The organism is Calyptranema fuscum S582 (genome assembly GCF_055793305.1).
Genome location: NZ_JBSLYH010000015.1, coordinates 102,451 through 126,951 on the forward strand (window position 1 = coordinate 102,451; position 24,501 = coordinate 126,951).

Here is a 24,501-nt window from a genome sequence, read left to right on the forward strand (position 1 = left end):
TGACCTGTTGCCGCTGAAGGGGTTTAGGATGCTTGAGGGCGGAGGCTGTGCCTCCGCCCTCAAGTACGTTCAAGAGAGCGATTCTACAACGCTTCACACCTGGATAGATGACGGTTGGCGAGAGAGCCGCGCAGAGCGCGGCTCTCTCGCCAACCTGTGTTTCATGCCATTGAGAATTTCTGTACAGTGCTACTCGCTGAGAAGCATAAGGTAAATTGTATTGACTCGATTGCGTCGGGCTATAAACAGCGTTCTAACGTTGCCACAACCGATTGACCGAGCGCTTTAAAGTCATACCCGCCTTCTAAGCCAAATAAAATCTTACGGGTCACTTGCAAGCAATACTCTGTGAAAACGCCGTAATCTCCGGGTTCCAGACAGATATGAGACAAAAAATCGGCTTTGGTGGCGTCATAACCTGCACTCACAATCAACAGATCGGGCTGGAAGGTTTGCAAAAACGGTAAAATCTGTTGCTCAAAAATAGGTTGATAGTGGGTCAGCGTGCTACCTGCGGGCATTGGAAAATTGAGCACGTTGTCAAATTTGCCATGTTCATCAGCGGCACCCGTACCTGGGTAATTGTGCGCTTCGTGTAAGGAACAATAGGCAATTTGTGGGTGGTTTTCGACGATCGCCTGTGTGCCATTGCCGTGATGCACATCCCAATCTAAAATTGCGACTCGGTTCACCCCTGCTTGCTCCAGCGCATAGTGAGCCGCGATCGCCGCATTGGAAAACAAGCAAAACCCCATCGCCCGATTGGGCATCGCATGGTGCCCTGGAGGACGTGCCAACACAAATGCAGGGTTTTGGGTCTGCAAGACATGATCTACCCCTTCTAGCCAGGTGCTTGCTGCCAACACTGCCACATCATAGCTACGCGCCGAAATCGGAGTATCGGGGTCAGCATGACCGCCACCACTCTGGGCAACGTTCTGCACCGTTGCAATATAGCGCGGGGGATGTACTGTGCTAATCGCTTCTAGAACGCGATCGCCTTGTTGGTTAACCGGAGTGGGCGATCGCCAGTCTAATTGTTCTGCCCAGGGGGTCGCTTGCAATGCCTCAATAATCGCGGTTAAGCGACCCGGATTTTCGGGATGATAGCCACCCGTATCGTGCTCTAAAAATTCAGGGCTATAAAAAATTGCAACCATCGGGGTCTAAGAATGTAACTTTTTGCACAAAAAATATTGTTTGGGCTGTCCCCAGAGCCAGAAGCCAAACCCTGCTTCGACTCGGCAGAGCTTGTACCCTGCTCGATGATATAAGCGTCGAGCTGTGTGGTTATTTTCCAAAACATGCAGGTAGAGATCTGGATAGCCCCACTCCAACGCTAACTGATCACAGGCGGCTAACAATCGCTGAGCAATGCCGTGACGACGATAGTCTGACTGAACGGCAAGGTTAGAGATATACAGACACGATGCCGCTTGGCTAGACCAGACACTCGCATTCCGAATTCCCACTTCAACGGTGCCTACAACCGCCTCATCCTCACCAATTGTCGCTACCAGGCAGGCATAATGCTTGGGGCTAAACCGTAATCGCATTCGCAGATCTTCATAAATCCCCATTTGCAGCAGAGGATACAGCCAGCCCAGCCAACCATCTTTGCGATGAAAACTACTGGCTAATACGTCTGAAAGACGGGTGATATCCGGTTGACATGCAGGACGAATGGTTAAGGTAGAACTGGCAAGCGATCGCCAACCTGGCTGCCCATACGCGGCATCAGGCGGAAAAAATCCTGAAGGGGATGTAGACATAGTGGTGGCAGAGGGAATGCCCTTCATTTTAGTCCTGAGACCTACAACTGGCGACTGTATTAGGATGAAAGAGTGTCAGTAGATCATCACACTCTGGTTGTAGCAATAACTATTGCTACGTTCACCCGCCCATTCGTCGGTGAGTTCAATCACAGTCCAAAAGTGGGCACTCTGTACTTTGTGTGATGCAAAACTAACACATTTTGGTCAATTGATAAATTATTTTTATCTCTTGAATGATTAGGATTGTGAATTTCATAAAACCGCAGATTCATTTGCAGAAGCACAGCATCGCCGCGCTTCCACAAATAACCGTCCCGGTTTTATTGAATTGGTGATCCTCAGGGGGTATATCCCCGCCGGGAAATACTGTGCCTCCCGATAGGTACCCATCTATGAACTCTTTATGAGCGTTTGTCGTTATCTCTTAAAGTTTTGGTCAGGTTAAGTCGTCAATTGACTGGTTTCAGGGCTTAAGCCTTGATTTAGCAACTTTCGTCACACATCCTCTTACTACCATTCATCCACAATTCATTTATAGTTAAGCTTGCACCTACGATTAAAAGGGACGTCTCCAGAGAAAGCAGAGCCAATTGGCAATGCCTTTGATTGTGTCAACGTACATTCACTGGAAACACCCACTACGATAGGGCTGTAATATTGGATGAAATGGGGTGCGCTGCCAAAAATAACTCCTGTATCGGAGCGATCGCAGTAAACTGAGCGATGGACAGAAGGACGAGCAGGGTGTTGACCTACAACTCACTCAATCAGCTCCTCAGTAGACTGGTTATTCAGAAGACATACGGTTATTTTTCATCTAACTGCCCCTGCATCAGGAGAGCGGTGCATGACATCCCCAGATCACAGCAAACCTAAAATCCTGGTCGTTGATGACGAGCCAGACAATTTAGACCTGCTCTATCGCACATTCCACCGAGAGTTTAAGGTGTTGCGTGCCGAGAGCGGGCCTGCTGCACTGGAAATTTTGGCAAACGAAGGCGATGTCGCGGTCATTATTTCTGACCAGCGGATGCCGTCTATGAGCGGGACTGAGTTCTTGAGTCTGACGGCAACTCAGTATCCCGATATTATTCGGATTATCTTAACGGGCTATACCGATGTCGGAGATCTGGTCGAAGCGATCAACTCTGGCAAAGTATTTAAATATGTTACAAAGCCGTGGGACGACGATGAGCTAAAGGCGGTCGTCCGTCAGGCTGTGGATACGCATAATGTCCTCAAAGCCAGGACGCATGAGCTGCGCCGCACTCTGCGGCAAGAGTCGCTGCTGAATGCTGTGACCAATACCATTCGCAGTGCCCTAAATTATCGGCAAATTCTGCAAACCATTGTGGAAACCGTAGGGCATACTTTTGAGGTCGATTGTTGTTTGCTTCGTCCCGTTCAGGACGATCATCTTCAGGATGAGCTATTTATCTACACAGCACCCATCAACGAATCCGCAGTAGCTACGGATGAGGCGATCGCCCAACCCAATCTCGATCAACTGGCGCACACGATCTGGGAAACCTGGGAAGTGCAGGTGATCCACGACGTTTGCAATGATCCTCGTATTATTGAAAACCCCGATACGGGTGCTGCCCGCTGTCAGGCTTACCAGCAAGCCAATATTGCCTCTAGCCTGGTTGTACCTTTGATTTGGCAACAAGAGCTGATGGCGGTGTTAGCCCTGCACCAATATGGACAATCTCGCGATTGGCAAGATGATGAGGTGCAGTTGGTTGTTATGGTGGCTGACCAGGCAGCCTTGGCGCTGTCGCAGGCGCGTGCCTATGAGCAGGTGCGATCGCTGGCTCGCCGAGAAACCCTGGTGAACACGATTACCGCTGCCATTCGCTCTAGCCTTGACCCTCAAGAAATTTTTGCGGCGATCACTCAAAAATTGGGTCAGGCTCTCTATGCCGATGGTTGCGCCCTGTCGCTGTGGACAGAAGACGATGAGTTTGTCCAGTGTGTGGGCTTACACGATGCGTCTAATGATGGCGACCAGGACGGGCTGACCGATGCCCTGGCTCCCGAATTCGATCGGACGGTGACAATGGTCGAAGATGGCGTCACCATCCACCGCCATCAATTGCCCCAATCCTTAGTCCCCATCGACGGCAACCCAGTCTTACAGCGGTTATTGCTGACCCAGTTGCCTGTGGTGATCGATGATCTGGGCGATCATCCGGAGATGAATATTTTAGACTTGCCCTTGCGATCGCCTGCTCGGGCGTTGCTGGTTGTGCCGTTGCTGTACGATGGCAAAATTATTGGTAGCATCTCTTTGCGTCAGATCCGTCAGTCTCGCCGTTGGGAACCCGAAGAAGTTGAGTTAGCCCAGGCTGTGGCAGCTCAAGCCGCGATCGCGGTGCAGCAATCTCGTCTGTATCAAAAAACCCGACAACAAGCCGAAAAACTGCTGGAGCTGGATCGGCAAAAAACCGAATTCTTCCAAAATGTTTCCCACGAATTCCGTACCCCCCTTACCCTCAATATTGGACCGCTAGAGTCTGCTGTTTCGCAGCAGCAAGGTCTGTCGTATGACCAATCGGTGATTGCCCTGCGCAATTCTCGGCGGCTGTTGCGGCTGGTCAACCAGTTGCTTGACTTGCAACGGTTGGATGCCCGACGGATGCAACCCAATTTCCGCCCCTGTAATTTGATCGACTTTGTCACCCAAATTGTCGATGCGTTCCGGCCGTACTGCGAGCGCAAGCAAATTACCTTGCTGACAGAATTGTTCGACTGTCCGCCTGTATATCTTGATTTAGAAAAGTTCGACAAAGTTCTCTATAACCTGTTGTCGAACGCGATGAAATTTACGACAGCGGGCGGCAGTATCGTCGTGAGTTTGCAACATATCGGAGACCATTGCTTACTCAAGGTTAAAGATACGGGGTTGGGCATTCGTCCTGACCAAATTCCTTACCTGTTTGAGCGCTTTCGCCAGGCCGATAGCTCTGCCAGCCGTAGCCATGAAGGCAGTGGCTTGGGGTTGGCATTGGTTAAAGAACTGGTGGATTTGCACGGTGGTAAGGTGTCTGTGGATTCTAACTACGGTGAGGGCACCACATTCACGGTGTGGCTGCAAACTGGCACCACCCACTTACCCAGTAGCCAGGTGATCGAAATCCCTGCTGAAATCGAGGGCAGCCGTGCCTCGGTTGAACTGGCGGATATTGAAGCCGAGCCGCAGCAAGCGGTCTCGGCAGATCTGTCTGACTTGCCGCCGATCATAGGCGTGCCTGCGATCGCTGAAATTGCCGAAAAAGTCATCGAGCGGACTGAGAAAATCCTGGTAGTGGATGATAACCCCGACCTGCGTACCTATGTTGCCAGCGTGTTGCGCCGCATGGGATATCAGATCGTTTTGGCGCGAAATGGGGAAGAAGGCTTTCAACTGGCTATGGCGCACCGGCCTCAGCTGATCGTGACTGATTTGATGATGCCGGTCGTGTCTGGGCTTGAACTGATCTTGATGGTGCGCAACCAGGAAGATATCCAGGGTACTCCGATCGTGTTGCTTACGGCAAAAGCGGATGAAGAAACCCGCATAGAAGGGGTAGAGAAGGGAGCAGATGCCTATCTTTCTAAACCCTTTAACGATCGCGAATTGCTGGCAGAAGTTCGTAATCTTTTGTCACTGAAGGCAAGCGAACGGAAGGTTGCTGAACTCAACAGTTACCTGACAGAATCGGTACTCAAACGCTTCTTACCACCCTCGTTGGTGCTGAAAGCGTCGAAAGGCAATCTATCCCTTGACCTACGCCCAGAACCGCGAATGGTGACGATCCTATTCAGCGATATTGTAGGCTTTACCCAGCTTTCCAATACATTGCGATCGCGCCGAGTGGCAGAGTTGCTGAATGAATATCTGACCGAAATGACCCATGCCATTTTTGAGAATGGGGGCACGGTCGATAAATTTATGGGCGATGCAATTTTGGCAATCTTTGGTGCGCCCGAAGAGATCAGCCCCAATGAGCAGGTCAGACGGGCGATCGCTGCCGCTCGACAGATGTATCGCTCTTTGGACAAGTTAAACGAACGCTGGCAATCACAAGGCATCAGCAAAGTTCAGTTCCGCTGCGGTATCCACCAGGGAACAGCTGTTGTGGGGATGTTTGGTAGTGCTGAACGGGCAGACTATACAGCGATCGGACCCAGCGTTAATATTGCGGCGCGGATTCAAGAAGCCGCAGAACCCAGCACCATATTGGTATCTGCGGCGGTCGCGGATTATCTTGACCAGGACACCATTACCAAATTTAGCCCCCTGGCGTTGAAAGGGGTAGATGAAACGGTTCTGACCTTTTCCATTCACACCGATGCCAGCAGCATCGAAGACGATATTACGCCTGAGATGCCCCTGACAGGTTCTCCGAACCCCGGTACATAGCACCCATGGGATGGGAGTCGCGCAGAGCGCGACTCCCATAAAGCGGTACAGAATAATCAAAATAATTGAGGGTGTGTTGCGATCGCAACACACCCTCACAATAAAAACGTGCAAATTATATGCCGGGTTAAGCAGCGGCTAAGCCATACGCAGACATTCTCATAATGTCGCGAGTTGTAAAGCCGATGTTACTCAGTGCTTCACCATAGCTAATCATAAAATCTTCAACCAGGGCTTCTTTTTCCATGCCCAATACCTTGGCATCTGTTTCGACCTGGTTCAGCATCCGCCAAATGACAGGTAAGTTCTCGCGGTTTGCGTCTTCCAATTCTCGTTTAGCTGTTTCAAAGTTTGCTTTGAGCCATTCTTCACCAAAATTGAGATGCATGTACTCGTCTTTGACAACACCCTCTGTGATTTTGCGAGCAAAGTCATCGGCAACGGGGATATAGATGTTGTAAGCAGAAATCGCAAAGCACTCAATAATCAGAGATTGGATCAGTAAGCATGTCACAACGCGACCCTGAGCCGCTGCTTCCTGGAAATTGCGGTGCAGATCTGCGAAGAATTCGCGGGAAAAATCCATATCTGGGATCACAGCTAGATTGCGTCCACATGCCTGAAATCCTTTTTTGTGGCGGCTTTCCATTTTCGCTAGAGCCAGCAATTGCTCTTTGCACTCCGGCAAGAGGTCTGCCAATCGAATATAGTTATCGTTAGCTTCTTCTTCACCTTCGATGACGATAGCGTTGATCCGGCTGTACGCATCCTTATAGGTCTCGGTCTGAAAGTCGATCTCTGGTGTGACCTCAAGCTGCGGCATATGTCAGTTGTCTCCTAAACTTGTGAAGATGGATCAGTCTGCTACTCATCCCAAGTTTGTCAAACTAGAAAAATAAGTACACATAACTTGATCATTCCCAATTTCTACCCTACTAGTTTCGCGCAGAAATTTACAATAACTTGCCAATCAGAATTCAACCAGTCTAACCCCGAAAAGGTATAGGGTTAGGTTATTGATTGTGTTGTGATAAATGGCATGGATAGATTTTGGTAGATATAATTTGCCCGTCAGGAAGCTGAGTCTCTGAAAAATACAAGACAGAGGTTGCACTTTTGCTTTAACGCTCCGCGTTCCGCTGGCTGATGATCCCTAATCTATAAGCTAACGCAATGTAGATGTCAATCGATCTGAAACCCCCCTTCCTTTTACGATTATGGCGAAGAGAGGCGATCGCTGCTCTCCTCCGCTGGTTGAATATTGGCGTGTTGTTTGGGGGGGCAGGGTTAGTCTTGTTCCCTCTGATTACTGTTTTCCTGACCTCGGTGAGTGTCCCCGGAAACCTGAGTGAAAACTCTACAGAGCACTTGACCTGGGAAAACTACCAGGCGGCTTGGGCACGGGGTCATTTTCTCATTGCTTTTGCCAACTCCACCCTGGTAGCACTGGCTGTGACGGCTTTCCAGGTGATCACCTCAGCGTTGGCGGGTTATGCATTGGCACGATTTCAGTTTTGGGGACGGCAAACCCTATTGCTGGTGTTACTCAGTACTCTGGTGATTCCGTTTCAGCTCCTGGTGATCCCGATTTTCCTGGTGTTGAAGTGGGGGCATCTGATTAACACCTATGCTGCTTTAATTTTGCCGACCGCAGCCAGTGGCTTTGGCATTTTTCTGCTGCGTCAATATTTTCAGACAATTCCAATAGAACTGGAAGAGGCAGCAGCGTTAGATGGAGCCAATCGCTTTCAAATTCTCTGGCGAGTGATGTTGCCGTTAGCCCGTCCGGCACTCATCACCTTGTTTTTGTTTACGTTTATTGGGGAATGGAATGATTTATTTAAACCACTGGTATTTACCACCCGCCCAGAGTTAAGAACGGTGCAACTGGCGTTAGCAGAGTTTCAGGAGCAATTTACCAATGATTGGTCGGTGCTCATGGCCGCTGTTGTGATTGCCACGATCCCTGTAGTTTTGCTGTTTTTAGTGGGTCAACGCCAGTTCATTCGAGGAATTGCTACAACGGGAATTAAAAATTGAGTTAGGGAGACTACAGGGATGTCGCATATGCAGCTAACGCAGTTAAACGTCTATCCGCTGAAGTCGGCGGCAGGAATTTCGTTACAGACGGCAAAGGTTGAAAGAACGGGGTTAGAGGGCGATCGCCGCTGGATGGTAGTCGATGAGTCGGGTAAATTTTTGACCCAACGGCAACATCCCAAGATGGCTTTGATTCAGGTGCAATGGTATCCCGATCGGTTAGTGTTGAATGCTCCAGCCATGACGACGCTGGTGATTTCGTCGCTTGTAGAAACGGCAGCTTCGCTGTCGGTACAGGTGTGGCGCGACCAGTGTACGGCAGTGTCGGCAGGTGCAGCAGCGGCAGAGTGGTTGAGTCAGTTTTTGGGGTTGGCGTGCCAGTTGGTGTATATGGCAGATGAAACGGTGCGTCCGGTAGATCCCAATTATGCTATTTCAGGGGTGGGCGATCGCGTCAGTTTTGCCGATGCCTTCCCGTTTTTGTTGATCTCCGAAGCGTCGTTACAGGATCTCAATAGCCGCTTGGCAACACCATTACCGATGAATCGATTTCGTCCTAATTTCGTCGTGTCGGGTTGTGATGCCTTTGCCGAAGATACGTGGCGACAAATCCGCATTGGCTCAGTCGTGTTTCATGTGGTTAAGCCCTGCGCTCGCTGTGTGATTCCAACGGTGGATCAAACGACGGGGATTCCAGGCAAAGAACCCTTACCCACTCTGGCGCAATATCGCTTACGAGATGGCAATATTTTGTTTGGACAGAATTTACTTCATGCAGGCTCAGGAGTGTTGACGGTGGGCGACCCCGTGGAAATTCTGGCGTAGGCTTAATGTTCCGGTAGTAGTATTCATATCAAAGTTTTGGGTGGCGCGGGCAACGCCCGCGCCACCCAAAACTTTGACGGTTTCAGGCAAAAAATTAACCTGAACGCTAGTGTTGCAAACACGAAATTTTGCAACATGGGGGTTTGGGGGCTGCGCCCCCAAGAGAGGGTTTTACCTCCTCCACCCCCTCTAAAACTTTTAGGTAGGTGTACTAGGCTCTGGCGTTGAGCGTGGGTTCGGTCGGGCGAATCAAAACGATGGGCGTTTGTTCGTCGGCGTTTCCAGCAGGGTTACTGATCAAGGCTTCTTCCAAAAAGCTGGACGATATGCCGGGACTGGCTGCCAGAATTTTAACGGCTTTCAAATCATTAACATCCACGATCGCCGCTGATAATCCAGTGGCTCGTTTAATCCGATTGACCACATCTTGAGGGTTCTCTGGACCCAAGACGATGAACTGATCGTAGGGGGGCAGTGTGCCCGTTACGTCATCAATCAACCGGGCTTGGTCGCCAGCCAGTTGGTAAAAGACACCCGGTTTACCCAAGAATTTCTTGGCGATCGCCCCGACCACAAAGGCAAACACCACCCGGACGGGTCCGACAATATTGACTAAGGTTTGCATTCCACACGCGGTTGCCAGACTCGATGTGGGCATAAAGTAATAGCAAATGCGTCGAGCGACCCATCCTGGTTTGATTTCGGACGGATGGTGAAATCGTCCTTGCATCAGAGCTACTGGAGTTTCGCCAATGGTGACAATATCTCCTGGTTGTGATTTGGGCACCACATACCGCTGGATTACTTCTACCGTGTCGTCAAGATGGCTGAGCAGATGGGTACGAATTGGCAGCAGATCGGCATTACTGGTCGGACGCCAGCGAGCTGAGTCATCTGCGGCAGGAAAACTCAACGGCACAATCACATGGCGAACCTTGGGAATGCGACCTTGGGGACCATAGGTGACATAGTTCACCTTAATCCAGGCAGCCTGAAGCGGCGACAGGTCAGTGCCTTTAATCGCCACTGAAATTTCCAGGCGGGTCGTTTTACCCACTTTGACGATGTAGCCGACCCAATACCCATCAGGTCTTGCCATGGCATCGGGATGTCTGGGCAGGATCTGAAGTTTGGTGGTGACACCTTCTAAAGAGGCTTTGGACAGCAATTTCACCTCTGCCGAAACCTCAGGCACCATGATTTCTAACCGCTTGGTCTGGTTTTGTAACTCCAGTTCTCCGACCAGCAGATATTGGTGAGGTTCATAAACCTCCAAGTTCCATTCTCCCGCCGTCAGTTCCAGCGCATTACCGGGACGACGACGATATTGCAGTTCTATCGCCAAGACGGCTAACCCAAGCAAGAGAATGACTCCGACGATAATCCAGATGATGCCCACAACCTACACTCACTACGTCTCGTTAATTTGAGGATATTTTGTTATTGCTGCTGCTATCAAGGTAGGGTAAGGGCAGGGACGCGTGCCCAACCCAGAAAACCTCCCGATTCCGAAAAGGGTAGGGGTAACCTTGAGATGACTAGAGCAACCCAAAACACAGCCTATCTTAGGATCGAAGATTTTATAAAACCTAATTCTTTTTGGGAAAGCGACGGCGGAGCCGTCGCTTTCCCAAAAAGAATGACAGGGTCATGACTTGCGATTTTTGCGATCGGGGATTGAATCAGATTGACGATTGAATCGTTTGTAGGGGCGAACGGCCGTTTGCCCCTACAGCAAATCATCGACGTTGTCCAATTCCCATTCTTAAGGATCGCGAGGTCAATAAAATCCGGGCATCTGGTTTGGGCAGTGTGACAACGTCACACGTTCCAACGTCAACGCTCGATGATCTGAAATCTCCGACCTTTCAAAAGGCAGATTCTTTTGACTCTCTTGTCAGTCTAGAACCCAGTGGTACATCAGCTTCGCAGCCTATTGGAAATCTTGTTAAGTTGATATTTCTCAAAGAATTCGCTCAATAAAATTTACAAATCTTATTTTTCCGCGTTACCATTCTCTCATTGGTTTTTAACTTTTTGTAAAGTCATGGGCGCGTTTAGCGTTACCTTCTGCGGAGTCTGGCATGAAGCAACTGCTTGCGGTTGAGCGTTTTTGTTTGGTAGGTCATCTGGTGTCGATGGGGTTTGGGTTGGCAGGTTTACTCCTGGTGATGCCCCATCCAGAGTTTCTGACAGTGCTTCCCTTCGGACAGACTCTTTTTACCTGGAGTATGGCAGGGGGCGGGGTCGCTTATATTTTACTGGGGGCGATCGCCGTTGCGATTTATGCCTATCGAACGCTGGGCATGTGGCGCTGGTTAACCTTCATGATTCCAGCTGTGGGCTTATCGCTCAGTAGCGAATTAATGGGTACGAGCATTGGTTTTCCCTTCGGGCACTATAGCTATCTCAGCGGTTTGGGCTACAAGATTGCAGATTTAGTGCCGTTTACCATTCCACTGTCCTGGTTCTATCTAGGCTTATCGTCCTATTTGCTGGCACGCTCGGGTCTGGGTTTAGGCGCATCGGTAGCAACTCTACCTGCGGCTAAACTGGTCAGCGGCTTGAAACACATTGCGGCGATCGCGCTAGGGGCGTTATTGCTGACCTCGTGGGATTTTGTCCTTGATCCCGCTATGAGCCAAACCGCCATGCCGTTTTGGTATTGGCACCAACCGGGTGCATTTTTTGGCATGCCTTACCAAAACTTTGCCGGTTGGATGGGCACGGGTGCTGTGTTTATGACGGTCGCTGCCATATGTTGGGCAAAGCGCTCGTTCCAACTGCACGGTGAGCAACTCAATCTGCCTCTGGCAATCTATCTGGGTAACTTTGCCTTTGCTACCATCATGAGTTTGGCGGCAGGGATTTGGGTACCCGTCTTGCTGGGTGTGGTTCTGGGTGTGATTCCAGCGGTGTTGTGTTGGTCGAGAGCCAAGACGAGTGCCAGCGCTCCTGTGGCGACTACCCTGATCGAGTTGGTTAAAACTCCGGTCGGAGTGACGATTCAGTGATGCTAGCGGTATTAAACCTGGCTCAGGCTCCGGTGCAACTGGGGATAGGGGCGATCGCTGTCGTGACATTAGTCATTCAACTGCCTGCGATCGCCTTATTAGTCTCTCGTTTGCTGCGGGGTCCCCGTCGCATTCCGCCGTTACGGCGGCAACCCTCTTCTCTCCGTTCATTTGGCAACGTTAGCGTTCTGGTTCCGACGCTGAATGAAGCCCATCGGCTGCGACCTTGCCTGGAAGGGTTGACTCGACAAAGCTATGAGGTTCGAGAAATTCTGGTGGTTGACAGCCGATCGCAAGATGGCACGGTTGATGTAGTCAAAGAGTTTCAGTCCCGTGATCCCCGCTTTCGCCTGATTACCGATGATCCACTGCCATCAGGTTGGGTCGGTCGTCCCTGGGCATTGCACACCGGATTTCTCCAGAGTTCTGAACACAGCGAATGGATTTTGGGGATCGATGCCGATACCCAGCCCCAACCGGAACTGGTTGCCAGCCTGGTGCAAGCGGCTACCGACAAAGGCTACGACCTGGTTTCACTGGCTCCGCGATTTATCCTCCGCTATCCGGGAGAATTGCTCCTGCAACCGGCTCTTTTGATTACCCTGCTCTATCGCTTTGGACCCGTCGGTGCTGCCGCCGAAGGTGCCGAACGAGTCATGGCAAATGGTCAATGTTTTCTGTGCCGCCGCTCGCTTCTGGCAGATCTGGGTGGCTATAGCAGTGCCCGCCATTCCTTTTGTGATGACGTGACGCTTGCCCGCTATGCTGCCAGTTATGGCGCTAACGTGGGTTTCTGGGATGGCTCTCGGCTGTTAAAAGTCAGAATGTACGAAGGGGCTAAGGAAACCTGGACAGAATGGGGGCGATCGCTCGACCTAAAAGATGCCTGTTCGGTTGCGCAAAAGTGGGGCGATGCTGGTTTTCTGATAGCGACTCAAGCGCTGCCGCTGTTATTGCTGCCGCTGTTGGGTATGGCTGTGTTGGCTGGCAATCGTTTTCCAACCCTGTTCATCGCCTTGGCTGTCAATCTGGGTCTGGTATTGATTCGGGTTGCCCTGCTAGGAGCGATCGCTCCTTCCTATGATCTGACATCAGCCAAACTCTCTGGGTTGTTTTGGCTGTCACCCCTGGCTGATCCCCTGGCAGTCTTGCGAATTATCCTATCTTCCCTGCGATCGCCTACTCAATGGCGTGGACGTACCTACACTTCAAAACATCCACTCTAGCGACACCCCTAAGCGCCTGTCAGACCCTTGCTTTGCTGCCTGGCGTTGGAAGTCGGTCGCCAATCTCAAGTGGTCGGTGATGGCATAGCCAAACGATAAGGTGGTAGTGCTAACCTCTGCCTCTGAGCCGGGAGCCGTCCAGGTATGGGTCAGGGCAATATCAGCAGCTCCGCTGCGTGACAGAGAGAGCATGAGTCGTGCGCCGAGATTGATCCCCTTTGTGGTTTGGTCTTCGATGTGAATATGCCGATAGCCCACGACAGGGGCAATATTGACGTAGTGCCCTAACGGCAATGTGTAGTACCGAATATCGGCACCATAAGCTTCTAGATCGCCATCAAACGTGGTTTGGTAATCGCCACTGAGGGTGATCCCGGTGCGCCCGATGAAGACATCTTCGATGCCGACATGCCATCCCCCCGCTTCGTCCTGGGACGGAAAATGGGAATACCCCAACCGCAACCGGGTGCGAAAGCTGGGATCATGGCGAATTTCGGATTGGACATCGGGGATGCCGTCTAACCAGCGTTGTAAGACGGGGCTGCTGTCGATGATGGCGGGATCTAGATCGAGTTGTTCGGCAGGCGTTGGGGGCGAGGGGGACGGAGGAGTAAGCGATTGGGAGAATAAATTGCTGGTATCAGAGGCGATCGCGTCTGCTGAAATTGGCTGCGGTTCTTGTAAAACCTGAGTGTGTGCAGGTATGTCCATCACAGCGGTGGCGATCGGTAAACCCCAAAGCATCATCACAGTATTTATAGCAAGTCTCAATGGCGTGAAGTCCAGGTGGTTGTGCGAGAACCGCACAGAGCGCGACTCTCACACAACCACCGTAATCGATTCAGACGCGAAGCGCCACAGCAAAATGGGTCGCGTCTCGGTGCTACCTTAATCCCTAAAAAAGCGGCTCTGCAACGCAGAACCGCTGTACCTGAGGGGTGAAACGAAAATTAACGAACCTTGCCCTGCAATATCTCTGTGTTGATGGGTTTCATTAGATAGAGACGGATCAGATCTACTGCGATCGCAGTAATGTGGGGCAGCTTCTGGAAGAATTGGATAAACTTCGGAGCCTTAGAATTGGCGATCGCCGCAATTTTTTGATTGCTCTCAACGGCTGCATCCAACAACTCAAAGAATTTTGGATGATCGACATTCAACACTACCGGGAAAACCTTAGCAGAGGTTTCATTGGTTTTTTGGATGACATAAATATCATAGTCACGCGCATCCAGACCAATCGATGCATAGAAAGCAGACCGTTGCAGGTCATTCAAATACATGGTGGCAAACACCGATAGCAAGAAGAATCGGCTCCACAGGCGTGCCTTCCAGTCATTCAAGAACTTAGGCTGTGCCCGCATTACCGCGTCAAAGAAATCGCCATGACGATTTTCGTCTTGACACCAGTTTTCGAAGAACCGGAAGATCGGGTAGATGCGATTTTCGGGATGGGATTCAAGATGGCGATAGATCGTGATGTAACGCCAGTATCCAATCTTTTCAGATAGATACGTCGCGTAGAAAATAAACTTGGGCTTAAAGAAAGTGTACTTACGACTCTTGGTCAAGAAGCCCAGGTCGAGCGACAAATTGAAATCAGACAACGCCTTGTTGAGGAAACCCGCATGGCGAGCTTCATCACGAGACATCAGGTTAAAACTCTCTGCCAAAAGCGGATTCTTGTTTTTGAGCCTGCGACCGAGCTCTTTATAGAGGAGAAATCCTGAAAATTCGGCGGTGCAAGAGCGCTCTAAAAACTCGACAAATACCCGTCGGGTCTCACCATCGATGTGTTCCCAAGAATTTTGGAACTCTTCATCGCGAACAAAGTGATGGCGGTTGTAATCTGTCCGAAACTCTTCCAACAGTGCTTGCAACTCATCCTCATTGACGGAGATGTCCATTTTCTCCATCTCGTCAAAGTCGGTGGTGTAGAAACGGGGAGTAAGGATTGTTTCCTGTGCCGGGATCTTAATGCCCGGTCGCAGTTCTTGAAATTCCGGTTTCTTCAGGGAATCTACCATCGGTACTCGTACTCTGTTTATTAGTGACTGACCCAAATCGCAGCGCTGCTCGAAGATACAGCTTCATGTATCTCAAAACAACACAGCCCAGGCTAAGTTGAAACTGTAAAAGTTATGATTTCACGTTCTTCAGTCTACCAAGGTAGCAGGGTACCGCAATACGTCTTTATGTTAAGACTTGCAACACGACGTTACACAACACAACATGAATTATTGAGAGTGGGATTCATGGCACTAAGTTTTAGGGATGCGGGCGTCGCCCGCATCCCTAAAACTTAGTGCTTTTTAAGGACTATCCTTCTAGCTGGGCTTCTAGTCGGGCTTGTTTCTCTGCTTCTTCCATAGCTTGAATTGCCATCAATAGCTCTTCTTCCTGGATTTCAAATTCTTCTTCCGGGATATCGCCCATATCAAACGCCAGTTGCAAGGCTAATAAACGTTTGCCTAAATTCTCTTTTTCGTCCAGTTCACCTTCTGCTTGATCCAGAATTTTTTCGGCAATCCAACTGATGCCATTGATCGGCGCAAGAACGGGGGATAGGAGAAAGTCAATAATCATAATGTTGATCAGGTAGGGGGTTGGGATCGGGTGCTGGGTGTAGCTAGTGCGGTACGGGGGAAGGCGTTGGGTTGTCCAATACAGCCGATACAGCTGAACAGGTTTATCGTTGCTTGAGGCTGTCTAAGGATCGTGGATTTAATAAAACCGAAGTTTATTTTTGGAAACGCGGCGGAGCCGCGCTGCCAAAAATGAACGTCCGGATTTTAATTAATTTGTAATCCTAAGCCTTCAAAACCTCTTCATCTAAGTTCTATTGAAATCAGTCTTAAAGTTGAGACTGAAGCTGTTGTAGTTGTGCAAGGGTCAGTCCTGTCAGTTCGGCGATCGCTTCAATCGGGATATTTTTGAGTAGCATTTTCAGCGCAACTTCTTCAATCCCTTCTTGTCTACCCTCTTGCCTGCCCTCTTGCCTACCCTCTTGCCTGCCCTCTTGCCTGCCCTCTTGCAAAATCTCTTGGTAAATTAAAGATTCCCGCATAATTCCCTCCCGAAAAATCCGTCGAATCTCATCTTTATCGTACTTTAACCCTGCCATGAGCTGCACATAAGCTGACACCTCTTGACGTTCTTGGGATTCAGCGATCGCTTCTACGTGCTGCGCAACCCGTGTCAACAATGCTGTAGGGTCTTTCGTTTGAGTTAAGGGGGCAAACGGTAACAGCACCGGATCTTGGAGAAAGGTTTCTGGGTCTTGTTGCCACAGTTTGATGACTTGAAAACTATGACGAGTGGTTTCCAGTTCAAACGTGTTTTCAATGGTTACGTTGTCAGATGGCGGTAGCAAAACAATAACGGTTTGGCTGATGGGTAGGCGATAAAGGCGATGAAGTCTAACCCAGTAATCCAAAAGGCGCAGTGGCATGGGTGGATCAGAGTTCCAAGTGGTTTGAAACTCCAAATGAAGGATCCTGCCAGCCATTTGTAAAAACGTAACCGAATCAGCGCGAATCGGTTCGATGCTGAGTTCAGTTTTGAGCACGGTAACTGAGGCAGGCACTTCACCCAAAACCCACGTCGCAAATCGGAGTGGATATTTTTCTGCCAGCAGTTTACAGAGATTATCAAAAGACATGCAACGTCAGGAGGCAGGGATCGGAAACGGGTTGAATAGTCTCGTCGGTAGCGGTTTCAGTGCTGCCCATGATCAATATTCAAGAAGTATGCAAGCGGTCTACTCTTCAATTCGGGCGAAGTTAAAGGGTGCAGTAAAGCTGTTGTAGCGGATTTTTAGGCGACTATCGAATTGTTGGTCAAGCGCTTCGACCTGTTCACCAAAGTGGGGTTCATCGTCCCAGGGAATCAAATAGGCAGCGTTATAAATCATGTCGCTGGTCAGCAGATCATTCTCGACAATTTCATCTGCAAGCGGATTGAGTGTGTTCTGGAATAGTTCTATGATGCCCTCTTTGCGGTCTGCCATCGCACGTTCGATGGATTGCCCAATTTTGACGACTTGATCCATGCTGAGAGACGTCCCTTCGAGGCGATCGCGTTCAGTTCTGAGGGTTTCGTTTTCTTGCATCAACAGTTCCAGCTCAGACGTTTGATCCCAAAACAGCTTGATACCGACTTCCCGCTTTCCTGCCAGTTTGGCAAACAATGTGTTGAGAGCAGCTCCACGGGTTTCCAACAGTTGGGTCTGAACGGTTTCCCACGTATCCACAATTAGCCCAAACTGTAGCGGTAGCAGGGTACGAAAGCCTTGTTCCATGGCTTGTTCTAACACCCGTTCGTGACCTAATAAGTTACGACGGCTGGCGAGATAGCGCTCTTGCTGCGCTTCGGAATAAAGAAAGACGAAACTATCGATGGCATAAGCTTGCACAGGTTGTTGGTCTAACCCTTGCAATTCCAAATCAACAGGTCCCGGTGGCGGGAAAATTCCATAGAGGTAAAGCCCATATCCCATAAGTGATCTTTAATATCTCAAATAGTGTAGATGAGGTGAAATGGAGACGAGGTCGCATTGCTGAGCAGAGTCATGACTGTGGCTGATGGTGAATAGCAAATGGCAGGCTTGCGGTTCACTATTCTCTATCAGAGCAGCAACCTTAAGGATCGTAGATGTAATCGAACCGACGATTTAGTTTTAGAATCGCGGCGTCGCCGCGCTTGCAAAACTGAACGTTTGGGTTTTATTGAATTTGTATTCCTCAATCAGGTGAGTGATAAGGGGGGAGGCGTCACGTCTGATCACCCCCCATGTTAATCCTCTTCCAAGGCCTTGCCACCGATATCAGGGATAAGGATCGCGGATTTAATCAAACCGACGATTTAGTTTTGCAAGCGCGGCGACGCCGCGCTTGCAAAACCAAACGTCCAGATTTTGGTAGTGGGATTTGTGTCATGATTTTTTGTGGCGCGGGCAACGCCCGCGCCACAAAAAATCATGACTTTTTTAGGACTACCCGGATTTTATTGAATTTGTCATCCTGAGTGACGGGTTTGGTTAACTCTGTTGCTCAGAGAGTTGGGCGGGCTTGTTATACTGAAGTCGCTTGGAAATATGGTTTTGAGAGACGTTTTGACAACATGCAGCCTACTGACCCTAGCAAATTTACTGAAAAAGCCTGGGAAGCGATCGTTAAATCCCAAGATGTGGCGCGGCAATATCGCCATCAACAGCTAGAGGTAGAGCATGTGGCGATCGCTCTGCTAGAGCAAGAAGGCACCGCCAGCACCTTTTTAACCCGGACGGGCGTTGATTCAGCGCGACTGAAGCAGCAAGTAGAAGACTTTGCCCGCCGACAGCCCAGAGTCGCTTCGGACGGTCAGTTATATTTGGGGCGTGGTCTAGATGCCTTGCTCGATCAGGCAGAAATGGCCCGTAAAACCTTACAGGACAACTATATTTCGGTTGAACATTTGCTGCTGGCATTATCGGAAGATGATCGCCTGGGGCGGCGCATTTTCAAAAGTATGGGGGTCGAGGCAAAGCAACTGGAAACTTCGATCAAAACGGTGCGGGGTAGCCAGAAAGTTACCGACCAAAATCCAGAAGCCCGGTATGATGCTCTGGAACGTTATGGACGTGACCTGACAGAACAGGCAAAAGGGGGCAAGCTCGACCCGGTGATTGGGCGAGATGAGGAAATTCGGCGGGTGGTGCAGGTGCTGTCGCGCCGGACAAAAAATAATCCCGTTTTGATTGGTGAACCGGGTGTCGGTAAAACGGCGATCGCTGAAGGGTTGGCACAACGGATCATCAATGGCGATGTCCCGGAATCGTTAAAGAATCGTCGCCTGATTACGCTGGATATGGGATCGTTAATTGCAGGGGCAAAATATCGCGGCGAATTTGAAAACCGTCTGCGGGCAGTGTTGAAAGAAGTGATTGAGTCCGATGGGCAAATTGTTTTATTTATCGATGAAGTCCATAACGTTGTCGGTGCCGGTGCCAGTCAGGGCACCATGGACGCTGGCAACCTGCTGAAACCCATGTTGGCGCGAGGAGAGTTGCGTTGCATTGGGGCAACTACCCTGGATGAATATCGCAAACACATTGAAAAAGATCCGGCGCTAGAGCGGCGATTTCAGCAAGTGTATGTGGATCAGCCAACGGTTGAGGATACGATCTCGATCTTGCGCGGTCTGAAAGAGCGGTATGAAGTGCATCATGGCGTGCAGATTTCAGATTCTGCCCTGGTGGCGGCGGCAATGCTGTCCGATCGATATATTAGCGATCGCTTTTTACCCGATAAGGCGATCGATTTAGTCGATGAAGCGGCTGCCATGCTGAAAATGGAGATTACCTCCAAGCCTGTCGAACTGGAGACAATCGATCGGCGTCTGACCCAGCTCAAAATGGAAAAAATGTCGCTAGAGCGTGAGGGTCAACAGCTCAGCACTGTTGTTGTGCGCACGTCTCTAGAGCGACTGGAGAAAATTGAACAAGAAATTACCGATCTTTCAGAAAAGCAGCAGACGCTCAGTCAACAATGGCAAGACGAAAAAGACTTACTCGACGCCATTAAAGAATTGAAACAACAGGAAAATCAACTGCGGGTGCAACTGGAGCAATCTGAGCGCAAAGGCGAATTGGGCGACCTTGATGCCCTGGCTAAGGCGTCTGAACTGCGCTATGGGCGTCTGCCTCGACTCCAACAAGAGCGAGAAGTGAAAGAAGGCAGACTGATGGAAATTCAGTCGAAGGGTGCCACTCTACTACGCGAACAGGTCACCGATGCCGATATTGCTGAAATTGTTGCCAAGTGGACGGGGATTCCGGTCAATCGGTTGCTGGAGTCAGAGCGGCAAAAGTTGTTGCAACTAGAAAGCTTTTTGCATCAACGGGTGGTCGGTCAAGAAGAAGCGGTGGAAGCCGTTGCGGCTGCCATTCGGCGTGCCCGTGCCGGGATGAAAGATCCCGGTCGTCCCATTGGCTCGTTTATGTTTATGGGGCCCACGGGGGTTGGTAAAACAGAGTTGGCGCGGGCGCTAGCAGAGTGTCTGTTTGATACGGATGACACGATGGTGCGCATTGATATGTCGGAATATATGGAAAAACATTCCGTTGCCCGATTGATTGGTGCCCCTCCTGGCTATGTGGGGTATGAAGAAGGTGGACAACTGACGGAAGCGATTCGTCGTCATCCCTATGCAGTGCTGTTGTTGGATGAAGTAGAAAAAGCCCATCCTGATGTATTCAATATCCTATTGCAAGTGCTGGATGATGGCAGGATTACCGATTCGCAGGGACGCACGGTAGATTTCCGCAATACCGTTGTCGTCATGACCAGTAATATCGGTAGCGAACACATTTTAGACGTATCAGGAGACGATACTAAATACGAAGAGATGCGCAAACGCGTGTTGAATGCATTGCGATCGCATTTCCGTCCTGAATTCCTTAATCGGGTCGATGATATTATCCTATTCCATGCCCTTAGCCTGAAAGAATTGCGCCAAATTGTTGGCATTCAACTTCAGCGGATTCATCGGCTATTGGCAGATCAAAAGATGACCCTGGAACTGACCCCGACGGCTCAAAACTTTATTGCTGATGTCGGCAACGATCCGGTGTATGGTGCTCGGCCGCTGAAACGAGCGATTCAGAAGGAATTGGAAAATCCCCTGGCTACCAAAATCCTGGACAATACTTTTGTCGAGGGCGATACGATTTTGATAGATCTGAACGACAATGCCCTCGTTTTTACCAAAAAGCCAACCGTGGTGATTCCCCCTGCAACCGCTGTACCACAAGCGATGTTAACGGATAGCTAATAACGCACATTAAGGATGCTGAATGGATGGTTCGTGCCCGAAGGGCACGAACCATCCATTCAGATAGACTTTTAAGTTGCCCAGGATTGCCAGGCTTGCCAGAAAATATAGATAGATAAGGTGCCCAGAAAAATCCGAAAAATCCGACTCACCCATGCATCTGGTAACTTGGGCAACAACCGCGTACTCACTTGAGCACCAATCAACCCTCCTAACCCCAACACCACCCCAACCAGGGCAACCACATTGCCGCTGAGGGTGTGACCGATGCTGGCAGAGATTGCAGTCATGACGACCACTCCTAAACTGGTCTGAATGGCAACCTTGATCGGTTCTTCTAAAAACAACATTTGCAGTGGCACCATAATCACACCGCCACCTACGCCAAACAGACCGGCTAATAGACCTGCCGCACTGCCCGTAATCAGGCGTGCCCACATGGGGTTGAGACGTGGTTTTTTGGCTGGCTCATCAGTGTGGGACGACATGGATGGCGGTTGACCGTCCTGAGATGTTGAGGCGTCCTCTAACGTTTGCGCGGCAACTAAGCGGTTTTTGAGCTGAACCAGGTAAATGTTGAACAGCAGTAACACTCCGAAGGCTGCCAGCAACAGATAGGGCGGGAAGCGATCGGCTAAAAAGACACCGATCTGGGCTGTAAATAAGGCAGGCAATCCCAGTGGCAGAATTCGTTTGGCATCAAAAAAGCCCATCCGCCAATTTTGCACCGTTCCCGAAATCGACGTAATCAAAATTGCCAGACTGCTAGTGGCGACCGCTTGAACAGGCGTATAGCCAAAGGCAACGAGCATCGGCACCAATACCGTACCGCCTCCAATGCCGAGCAGCCCTGCCAAAATGCCTGAGAGAAACCCCCCTGATGCAAGTAAACCCCAGGTTAATGTAGTCATTTAAGTACCTAGACAAAATAAATAACCTAATGCTTAGAAAGGTCGCGCCTTTTAAACATTAGGTATGCAATTATTAACCAAATTATTGGCGATCGCTGTGAATTTTGTGGCTGATTACCAACACTTTGTAGTTTATAGCGCTGTGCGGGTTGATTCAGTACGGTGTCGTGTGAGAGCCGCGCTCCGCGCGGCTCTCACACGACACCCGTCATCTATCCAGGCGCGAAGCCTATGCACCTTTAAGGGTGAGTCAGGTTGGGTTTTGCGTTAACTGGGGGTCTTGATCAGCGAGGAGAATCGATCTTTTAGACCTGCGATCGCACCTTGTAGCCCTATGCCACCCATAGATTTGGGTGCTTCTGCCAGTTGGATTGGCTCATCTTTAAATTCTTTGAGGCGATATCCATACTCCAGTTGGTTTTGGTGCTTCCGTAAGATCGGGTAGAGACGAAAAGCACCTTCTAGCAGTTGCGCCTGACTGTCGAAGATGGCTCGGTTGATCTGGCTGGATCGTTTGACAGCAACAACGCCTACTGGATACCAGTTTTTCTTGCCTTGAATCCGGATGTAGATCTCAAAATCAGGTGTCCCATCCGATTTCATTTTTTCGTATTGGCTGGCTGCTTTGGCGCGTTCTTGCGATCGCTTCGAGACTTTAGGCTGAGATTGAGATTTACCAAATCCGGGTTTAGACGCCATAGTTTTATTAAGTACTTTACAAAAGTTTATGACATTCTCAGATTGATCGCAATCCTTCTCTCATAAAACGAACTGTTGCAAGGTGCGTGAAACGCGACAAACGAGATGCTGCTGAGAGGTTTTAAACCGTGCCTGACAGTGCGATCGCTCCAGACCATAAATTGCAGACGTGATTTTGCCGACTGTAGGATAGTCTTCTTCGACCCAGCCCAACCGTTTTGCCCCTGCCCGTTCTAACAACGGTAGCACTGCCCTATTGCAGACGGGCTGGATAACGGTTGTCGTCAAAATCCAGTCATGGTGAGCAAAAAGGTGTTGCACAAGTGCCAACGCTAACGCGGGTGCATAGTGTCTAGACGATAACCCCGGTAAAACTGCTAATTGCTCAATATACGCAAGTTTGAGAGATTCCAGGAACACCGCCTGGGTATCCTGCCACTGCACGGCATGGCGACGCGTCCACAGATCGGTTTGCCGCAACATCTGATCGTCTAAGCCAATGGCAAAGCCTACTAAGTCGTTGTCCTGCGCTCCTTCTAGCACTAACACTTGCCCATACTGAATAAAAAATTGATAGTGCTCTGCCGAAGAACCCAGTAAAAATCCGCCGTGTTGGGCTGTGGTTGACTGTAAAGGGAGTTGTGCTTTGACTGCCAGAATTGCGTCTACATCCTCGCCAGTTGCCCGACGGAGCTTCATTCTGATACCTGCTGCGAAAGGCGTTGCGATTCTACCAGATTGGGACCCTTTAATTGTTGAGCGATCGCCTGCCACAGGGTTGTGACGGTCTGATTGTGACAATAGGCTTCCGGTAAATCAATCCGCTTTTGCGGTAGCAAATACCAGGGAATTTGAGGGTTGGAGTGGTGAGTTGTGTGTTCGTTGAAGTTTAGCATCAGCCACCGCCAAAATCGATTGGCAGTCAGCGATCGCACGTTATAACACGTGGGTGTGCCCACGCTGGTGCGGTAGTGGTAGATGTAGAGCAACATTGACCAGATCCAGGCAAACATGATCAGCGGCAGCCCTAAAACCGATAGCCAGATCGAGGGCCCCAACAGGCTGTAGATCCCTAAATGAAAGCCCACACCTACGGTAAATTCTGCCCAGGCTCGTAACCGAGCCATCATCGTCCAATTTTGAAACGCGGGAGAGAGCCGTTCACCCCAGCGGCTGGGCAATAGCAGAAACAGCACGATCGAAATCAACGTGTGCAGAAAAAAGCCCCCACCAAAAACCAGGAAGATCCAGAGTCCATAGAACAACCGCTGGCGTGATGGGGTGATGGGGTGATGGCTGATAAACGTATCGAGTGTAGAGATACCGACTGCTTCCCGGTTATATGCGTGGTGGAAAGTATGGATTTTGCGGTAAATCGTCAGGGGAGCCAGGATCGGCAACAACATCACACTGCCGATTAAATCGTTGAGCCAGAGATGTTGAGGAAAAAGCTTCCGATGAACAGCTTCATGACCCACTAAATAACAACGATTGAGACAAAGTCCCTGCACCAGCAGCAGCAGTACTAAAAGAACCACCAGCACACCGTGAAACAAGAGTGGATGGAGCGATCGCCCTATCCATCCTTGCCCCATCCATTCTTGCCCTATCCACACTGTCTCTAAAACAACGCTCATCATCCCAAGCAGGGTGATTCCGACTATCGTTTCCAAAATAATCCGCAGGGACAGTTGCCAGTGAGCAGGGATAGGTTGACGGAGTGCCACAGCTGCCGAACCAGAGGCTAAAGGGCGATCGCCCTTGAAAGAGAACAGCGATCGTTTCATAGAGTAG

19 protein-coding genes are annotated in these 24,501 nt (G+C 50.0%); 6 read left to right on the plus strand and 13 right to left on the minus strand.

Annotated elements, in window-relative coordinates; genetic code table 11:
* Window positions 1-239 precede the first annotated feature (239 nt).
* Window positions 240-1,160, minus strand: coding sequence for a histone deacetylase family protein (locus ACR6Z4_RS12545; RefSeq protein ID WP_479717605.1), 921 nt, complete (start codon window positions 1,158-1,160; stop codon window positions 240-242).
* A gap of 6 nt (window positions 1,161-1,166) precedes the next feature.
* Window positions 1,167-1,772 carry a GNAT family N-acetyltransferase gene (locus ACR6Z4_RS12550; RefSeq protein WP_479717606.1) on the minus strand — a complete coding sequence of 202 codons (606 nt, stop codon included), beginning with the start codon at window positions 1,770-1,772 and terminating at the stop codon, window positions 1,167-1,169.
* A gap of 850 nt (window positions 1,773-2,622) precedes the next feature.
* Here ACR6Z4_RS12550 and ACR6Z4_RS12555 point away from each other — a divergent pair.
* A complete protein-coding gene (locus tag ACR6Z4_RS12555) occupies window positions 2,623-6,180 on the plus strand; it encodes a response regulator (RefSeq protein ID WP_479717607.1) in 3,558 nt (1,185 codons plus the stop codon).
* A gap of 127 nt (window positions 6,181-6,307) precedes the next feature.
* Here the strand turns inward: ACR6Z4_RS12555 and ACR6Z4_RS12560 are convergent, their stop codons facing one another.
* Complete coding sequence (locus tag ACR6Z4_RS12560; RefSeq protein ID WP_479717608.1) at window positions 6,308-7,003, minus strand: aldehyde oxygenase (deformylating); 696 nt, start codon at window positions 7,001-7,003, stop codon at window positions 6,308-6,310.
* A gap of 356 nt (window positions 7,004-7,359) precedes the next feature.
* On the opposite strand from ACR6Z4_RS12560, the gene ACR6Z4_RS12565 reads away from it, so the two are divergent.
* Window positions 7,360-8,220 (plus strand): carbohydrate ABC transporter permease, encoded by an 861-nt coding sequence (locus ACR6Z4_RS12565; protein ID WP_479717609.1) that lies wholly within the window; start codon window positions 7,360-7,362, stop codon window positions 8,218-8,220.
* A 27-nt stretch (window positions 8,221-8,247) separates the two neighbouring features.
* Window positions 8,248-9,045, plus strand: coding sequence for an MOSC domain-containing protein (locus ACR6Z4_RS12570; protein WP_479717610.1), 798 nt, complete (start codon window positions 8,248-8,250; stop codon window positions 9,043-9,045).
* Between the two features lie 211 nt (window positions 9,046-9,256).
* Here the strand turns inward: ACR6Z4_RS12570 and ACR6Z4_RS12575 are convergent, their stop codons facing one another.
* Window positions 9,257-10,444: a F420-0:Gamma-glutamyl ligase gene (locus tag ACR6Z4_RS12575; RefSeq protein WP_479717611.1), complete on the minus strand. Its 1,188-nt coding sequence runs from the start codon at window positions 10,442-10,444 to the stop codon at window positions 9,257-9,259.
* A 685-nt stretch (window positions 10,445-11,129) separates the two neighbouring features.
* On the opposite strand from ACR6Z4_RS12575, the gene cruF reads away from it, so the two are divergent.
* Together cruF and cruG are read left to right on the plus strand one after the other, a co-directional pair.
* Window positions 11,130-12,059, plus strand: a complete 930-nt coding sequence (gene cruF / locus ACR6Z4_RS12580) for a gamma-carotene 1'-hydroxylase CruF (protein WP_479717612.1) — start codon at window positions 11,130-11,132, stop codon at window positions 12,057-12,059.
* Window positions 12,059-13,285, plus strand: coding sequence for a 2'-O-glycosyltransferase CruG (gene cruG, locus ACR6Z4_RS12585; RefSeq protein ID WP_479717613.1), 1,227 nt, complete (start codon window positions 12,059-12,061; stop codon window positions 13,283-13,285). The genes cruF and cruG overlap by 1 nt, the downstream gene beginning before the upstream one ends.
* On the opposite strand, the gene ACR6Z4_RS12590 is transcribed toward cruG, so the two are convergent.
* The 5 genes from ACR6Z4_RS12590 to gvpF form a co-directional block, all read right to left on the minus strand.
* Complete coding sequence (locus ACR6Z4_RS12590; protein WP_479717614.1) at window positions 13,268-14,032, minus strand: hypothetical protein; 765 nt, start codon at window positions 14,030-14,032, stop codon at window positions 13,268-13,270. The two genes, cruG and ACR6Z4_RS12590, sit on opposite strands and share 18 nt — an antisense overlap.
* A 203-nt stretch (window positions 14,033-14,235) precedes the next feature.
* Window positions 14,236-15,312 (minus strand): magnesium-protoporphyrin IX monomethyl ester (oxidative) cyclase, encoded by a 1,077-nt coding sequence (acsF, locus tag ACR6Z4_RS12595; RefSeq protein WP_479717615.1) that lies wholly within the window; start codon window positions 15,310-15,312, stop codon window positions 14,236-14,238.
* A 292-nt stretch (window positions 15,313-15,604) separates the two neighbouring features.
* Entirely contained in the window at window positions 15,605-15,871 is a 267-nt protein-coding gene (locus tag ACR6Z4_RS12600; RefSeq protein WP_479717616.1) for a gas vesicle protein GvpG, read from the minus strand.
* A 268-nt stretch (window positions 15,872-16,139) separates the two neighbouring features.
* Window positions 16,140-16,946 carry an Rpn family recombination-promoting nuclease/putative transposase gene (locus ACR6Z4_RS12605; protein ID WP_479717617.1) on the minus strand — a complete coding sequence of 269 codons (807 nt, stop codon included), beginning with the start codon at window positions 16,944-16,946 and terminating at the stop codon, window positions 16,140-16,142.
* 99 nt (window positions 16,947-17,045) lie between these two features.
* Complete coding sequence (gvpF, locus tag ACR6Z4_RS12610) at window positions 17,046-17,783, minus strand: gas vesicle protein GvpF (RefSeq protein ID WP_479717618.1); 738 nt, start codon at window positions 17,781-17,783, stop codon at window positions 17,046-17,048.
* 623 nt (window positions 17,784-18,406) lie between these two features.
* On the opposite strand from gvpF, the gene clpB reads away from it, so the two are divergent.
* Window positions 18,407-21,097 carry an ATP-dependent chaperone ClpB gene (gene clpB, locus ACR6Z4_RS12615; RefSeq protein ID WP_479717619.1) on the plus strand — a complete coding sequence of 897 codons (2,691 nt, stop codon included), beginning with the start codon at window positions 18,407-18,409 and terminating at the stop codon, window positions 21,095-21,097.
* Between the two features lie 71 nt (window positions 21,098-21,168).
* On the opposite strand, the gene ACR6Z4_RS12620 is transcribed toward clpB, so the two are convergent.
* From ACR6Z4_RS12620 to ACR6Z4_RS12635, 4 genes are all read right to left on the minus strand, one after another.
* Window positions 21,169-22,008, minus strand: coding sequence for a sulfite exporter TauE/SafE family protein (locus tag ACR6Z4_RS12620; protein WP_479717620.1), 840 nt, complete (start codon window positions 22,006-22,008; stop codon window positions 21,169-21,171).
* 267 nt (window positions 22,009-22,275) lie between these two features.
* Window positions 22,276-22,707 carry an HHL1-like protein gene (locus tag ACR6Z4_RS12625; protein ID WP_479717621.1) on the minus strand — a complete coding sequence of 144 codons (432 nt, stop codon included), beginning with the start codon at window positions 22,705-22,707 and terminating at the stop codon, window positions 22,276-22,278.
* A gap of 60 nt (window positions 22,708-22,767) precedes the next feature.
* Window positions 22,768-23,406, minus strand: a complete 639-nt coding sequence (locus tag ACR6Z4_RS12630; protein ID WP_479717622.1) for a hypothetical protein — start codon at window positions 23,404-23,406, stop codon at window positions 22,768-22,770.
* Window positions 23,403-24,494, minus strand: coding sequence for a fatty acid desaturase family protein (locus ACR6Z4_RS12635; protein ID WP_479717623.1), 1,092 nt, complete (start codon window positions 24,492-24,494; stop codon window positions 23,403-23,405). The genes ACR6Z4_RS12630 and ACR6Z4_RS12635 overlap by 4 nt, the downstream gene beginning before the upstream one ends.
* Window positions 24,495-24,501: the final 7 nt, after the last annotated feature.